The 4,292-nt window shown below is 71.2% G+C and carries 5 protein-coding genes and 1 pseudogene; 3 read left to right on the top strand and 3 right to left on the bottom strand.

Features of this window, described 5'->3' with window-relative positions; translation table 11 throughout:
- Together JWR81_RS14005 and JWR81_RS14000 are read left to right on the top strand one after the other, a co-directional pair.
- Positions 1-797 (top strand): FAD-dependent oxidoreductase (locus JWR81_RS14005; protein ID WP_297651414.1); only part of this gene is annotated, 797 nt, incomplete at its 5' end.
- Complete coding sequence (locus tag JWR81_RS14000; protein ID WP_297651413.1) at positions 794-1,531, top strand: class II aldolase/adducin family protein; 738 nt, start codon at positions 794-796, stop codon at positions 1,529-1,531. The genes JWR81_RS14005 and JWR81_RS14000, both read left to right, overlap by 4 nt.
- Before the next feature lie 61 nt (positions 1,532-1,592).
- Here JWR81_RS14000 and JWR81_RS13995 read toward each other — a convergent pair whose 3' ends face one another.
- From JWR81_RS13995 to JWR81_RS13985, 3 genes are all read right to left on the bottom strand, one after another.
- Positions 1,593-2,243 (bottom strand): N-carbamoylsarcosine amidohydrolase, encoded by a 651-nt coding sequence (locus JWR81_RS13995; RefSeq protein WP_297651411.1) that lies wholly within the window; start codon positions 2,241-2,243, stop codon positions 1,593-1,595.
- A 5-nt stretch (positions 2,244-2,248) separates the two neighbouring features.
- Complete coding sequence (locus JWR81_RS13990; protein ID WP_297651409.1) at positions 2,249-3,142, bottom strand: polysaccharide deacetylase family protein; 894 nt, start codon at positions 3,140-3,142, stop codon at positions 2,249-2,251.
- 136 nt (positions 3,143-3,278) lie between these two features.
- A complete protein-coding gene (locus tag JWR81_RS13985; RefSeq protein WP_297651406.1) occupies positions 3,279-3,899 on the bottom strand; it encodes a TetR/AcrR family transcriptional regulator in 621 nt (206 codons plus the stop codon).
- Between the two features lie 95 nt (positions 3,900-3,994).
- Here JWR81_RS13985 and JWR81_RS13980 point away from each other — a divergent pair.
- Positions 3,995-4,292, top strand: a pseudogene (locus JWR81_RS13980) (acyl-CoA dehydrogenase); the annotation flags it as partial.

The following is a 4,292-nucleotide window of genomic DNA, read 5'->3' as shown; positions in this document are numbered from 1 at the left end:
TCGGCGCCGGGTTCATCGGCGCGGAGGTCGCCGCCACGGCCCGGGCGATGGGCGTCGACGTGACGGTCGTCGACCCGGCGCCGGTCGCGATGAGCCGGGTCCTCGACCCGGCGGTCGCCAGGCTGTTCGGGCTCCTGCACGAACGGCAGGGGGTCGCCACCCGGTTCGGGGTCGGCGTCACCGGGATCGACCGCACCGAGGGTGCCCTGCACGTCCGGCTGGCGGACGGCGGCACGCTGCCTGCGGGCGCGGTGGTGGTCGGCATCGGGGCCGTGCCCAACGACGGCTGGCTGGCCTCCTCCGGACTCCGGATCGACGACGGTGTGGTGTGCGACCGGTTCAGCCGCGCCGTCGACGCACCGAGGATCCACGCCGTCGGCGACGTGGCCCGGTGGTTCCACCCCGGGCACGACGCCCTGGTGCGGGTCGAGCACTGGACCAACGCCGTCGAACAGGCCGCCTGCGTCGCCCACAACATCACCCATCCCGAGGATCTGCGCGCCCACTCCCCCGTGGAGTACGTCTGGAGCGACCAGTACGACTGGAAGATCCAGCTGGCCGGGCGCACGGGCGGTGCGGACCACGTCACCGTCGACGGCGCGGACCCGACGCGCTCGTTCGCCGTGCTCTACGCGGGCACCGGTGGCCTGCTCGCCGGGGCCGTCACGGTGAACTGGCCGCGGGCGCTGGTGATCTGCCGCCGCGCCCTGGCCGGCGGTGCCTCCCTGGACGACACCCGCGGCGCCGTCGCGGCCGCAGCCGCGAAGGTGCGCACGGCGCCGGTGGGTGCGCGATGAGCGCGCCGCCGAGCGCAGAGCTCGCCCCGCTCCGCACCCTGGTCGCCGACGCCTGCCGGGTGCTGGCCGCGCGGGGCCTGGCCGACGGCATCCTGGGCCACGTCAGCCTGCGGGTCGACGACCGGCGGTTGCTGGTCCGCTGCCGCGGCCCGCGGGAACGCGGGCTGGCCTTCACCGGTGACTGCGACATCCGGTTGGTCGACCTCGACGGCGAGGCGGGGGCGCCGGGAGAGCTCGACGACGGCTATGCGCCTCCCAACGAGCTGCCCCTGCACACCGAGGTGCTGCGCACCCGCGCCGATGTGGCCGCGGTGGTCCACGCGCACCCGCCCGAGGTGGTCGCCGCCGATCTCGCCGGCCTCGCGATCCGCCCGATCGTCGGGGCCTTCGACATCCCAGGCGTCCGGCTCGCCGCCGGCGGTGTGCCCGTCTACCCGCGCGGGGTGCTGGTGCGCGATCGTCGCCTCGCCGCCGAGATGGCGGCGGTGATGGGCGACCGCCCGGTGGTGCTGCTCCGCGGGCACGGCCTGACCAGCGCCGCCCGCAGCGTCGAACAGGCCGTACTGCAGGCGGTGAGCGTCGATCACCTGGCGCGGATGTCGCTGAAGGTGGTCGGTGCGGGCGGCACCCTTGTCGATCTACCGGAGGCCGACATGGCCGAGCTGCCCGATCTCGGCGCGGGGTTCAACACCTCGACGGCGTGGCGACACGAGCTCGCCCGCCTGGACCGGTAGTCGAACGCGGCGGCCTGCGGCCGGACGCCGCGCCGCGGTCTCGGTGTTGCGCGGATGCCGGTCAGCCGGTGCGGCCTGCCAGGTAGTTCGCGGCCTCGGCGAGACCGACGACGTCGCCGTACTTGCTGTCGATGTCGAACAGGCTCGCCAGGTGCGGCAGCTCCGCCCGGTCCCCCACCGCGTCCTCGACGACGATCGTGTGGAACCCGTAGGAGCACGCGTCCACCGCGCTGGCCCGCACGCAGCCGCTCGTGGTGCAACCGGTGATGAGCAGGGTGTCCACCCGCCGGGAGAGCAGCCGGCTGGCCAGGTCGGTGCCGAAGAAGCACGAGGCGTACTTCTTCACCAGGAGCATCTCGTTCGGGCGACGGTTCAGTCGTGGGTCGACCTCGACCCATTCGCTGCCCTCGACCAGCCAGTTGTTGGACGGGATCTTCCGGATCCACAGGCCCGCCTCCTGCAGGTCGGGGTCATAGGCCACCGTCGAGAAGATGACCGGCACGTCGGAGCGGCGCGCCACCTCGAGGAGCTCGTTCGTCGCCTTGAGCTGGGTCTCCAGCGCGCCGGCGAGCGGCGAACGCTGATCGGTGAAGCCGCGGATCAGGTCGACGACCAGGATCGCCGGATCCGATCCGAAGCCGACCCGCCCGCCCAGCCCCTTGCGGCGGAACTCCTCCCGTAGCGCCGCATACTGCTCCACCGCGCTCGTCACCACCGTCACTCTCCCCGTCCACTACCGTCGGCGACGTCGACGGTGCACGTGCGCTCGTAGTGTTCGGCGATCTCGTCACTCGTGGTGAGCCAGACGCCCGAGCGGCCGGTGATGTACTCCAGCGCCTGGTCCAGGTACTTGTGCCGGAAGGGCTGGTTGACGATGAACGGGTGCAGGCCGAGGGCCATGACCCGACCACTGTGCCGGGAGTCCTCGTAGAGCTGGTCGAACTGGTCGATCACGATCTGCCGGAAGTCGGGACCGCTGAGGCTCTTCCCGACGAACAGGCTGACGTCGTTCACCTCGATCGAGTACGGGACGCTCAGCATCCCCGCCACGTTCAGCCGGTAGGGCTGGTCGTCGTTGCACCAGTCGAGCACGTAGGTCAACCCGAGGTCGGCGAGCAGTTGCGGGGTCTCGAACGTCTCGGTCAGCGCGGGCCCGAGCCAGCCCTTCGGGCGGGTCCCGGTGGCCTTCTCGATCGTGTCCACCACGTCGGAGAGGTAGCCGAGCTCCTCGTCCCGGCTCATGCCCGCCTGGAACGTCGAGTTGTCCCGGCCGTGCGCCAGCCAGGCCCAGCCACGCTCGCGCCCGGCCCGGATGATCTGCGGATACCTGCTGCACACCTCGGAGTTGAGCAGCACGCTCGCCCTCAGGCCGTGCTTGTCGAGGCTGTCGATGAGCCGCCAGATCCCCACCCGCGGACCGTAGTCCCGCCAGCCGTAGTTCAACGCGTCCGGTACGAGCCCGGTGGTGCCGCCGAAGATACTCGTCGACGGGCGGTCCACCTGGTAGTGCTCGATGTTCAGGCCCACGTAGAAGGCGACGCGGGCGTCGTCCGGCCACTCCAGCCGAGGACGTTCGGTGATCGGGCTGTACTCGAAGAGCTGGTTGTCCATGACCACTCCTCTCCTGCCGTCGCCCGGGATCGGCCGCGGCCGTCGTCGAGGGAGGCTCTGCTATGAAGAAAGTGACTCTGTCTACGGGGAGATGGATAGCCTTGTCAAGGCCCGGCCGCGAGGTGACCGACGCTGCTCAGGTGGCGATCCGCGCGGCCAGCTGCTCCATGTGCTGGGCCATCAACGGGCGCGCGTCGAGCTTGAAGAGCTCGATGCGGCGCGTGTGGGCGAGCAGCAACAGGCCCGAGGCGTGGGCGAACGTGTCCGCCGTCAGGACGACGGCGTCGTCCTCGGTGGCTCCGATCTCGATCGCCGCGCGCCGGACGGGTTCGAGGGTCGCGAGGAGTGCAGCGTTGAGCTCACGGTTGAGCTCCTCGGAGAGCCCGCGGGGTTCCATGCCGCCGCCGAACAGGTAGAAGCCCATGTCGAGGTCACGCGGGTTCGCGTCGTAGAAGTCGAACCACGCCAGCCCGGCCGCGACCAGCCGCTCGCGGGCGCCGGCGCCGACCACGGCGGTCTCGGTCGCCTCGCGCAGGCGGATCAGCGACTCACTCAACGCGGCGGCGTAGATGTGCTCCTTGCTGGGGAAATAGGCGTAGATCGCGCCGGGGACGTAGCCCGCCTCCTTGGCGATCGCGCGCATGCTCGCCCCGCGCAGCCCGTTCTCGGCGAAGACCCGCTGGGCGGCATCGAGGATGATGCCGCGCTTCATCTCCGCCACTGCGTCACGGCGTCCGGCCCGAGCTCCCTCAGACATGCGTTCCGCCCTTCCGATCAGTAGTCGGCGATGCTAGCTTTCGTTCAATGTTCAGCACAATGAACACCGTTCACTACGACGAGGAGCCTCACCTGATGACGCGCGCGAGCATCAGCATCGGCATCAGCGACCGGGTCGCCGACTACACCGAGCGCTTCCGCCGGTTCCTCGACGACGAGGTCACCCCGCTCGAGGAGCAGCTGGCGGCGAGGAACGTCGGGACGGCGGTACAGCCGCATCTCGACGAGGCCGGCCGGATGCACCCCGAGGTGTGGGAGGCCCGCCGGGAGGTCCAGCGTCGCGCCGGCGCCGCCGGCCTCTACGCCCCGCACAACTCCGCCTCGGTGGGCGGCGGCGGGCTGTCGCGGGTGGAGATGCACCACGTCGAGGAGT

This window comes from Pseudonocardia sp. (assembly GCF_025965585.1).
Taxonomy (GTDB): domain Bacteria; phylum Actinomycetota; class Actinomycetes; order Mycobacteriales; family Pseudonocardiaceae; genus Pseudonocardia.
The sequence above is the reverse complement of the archived record's forward strand: the minus strand, read 5'-3'. Positions and strand labels throughout refer to the sequence as shown.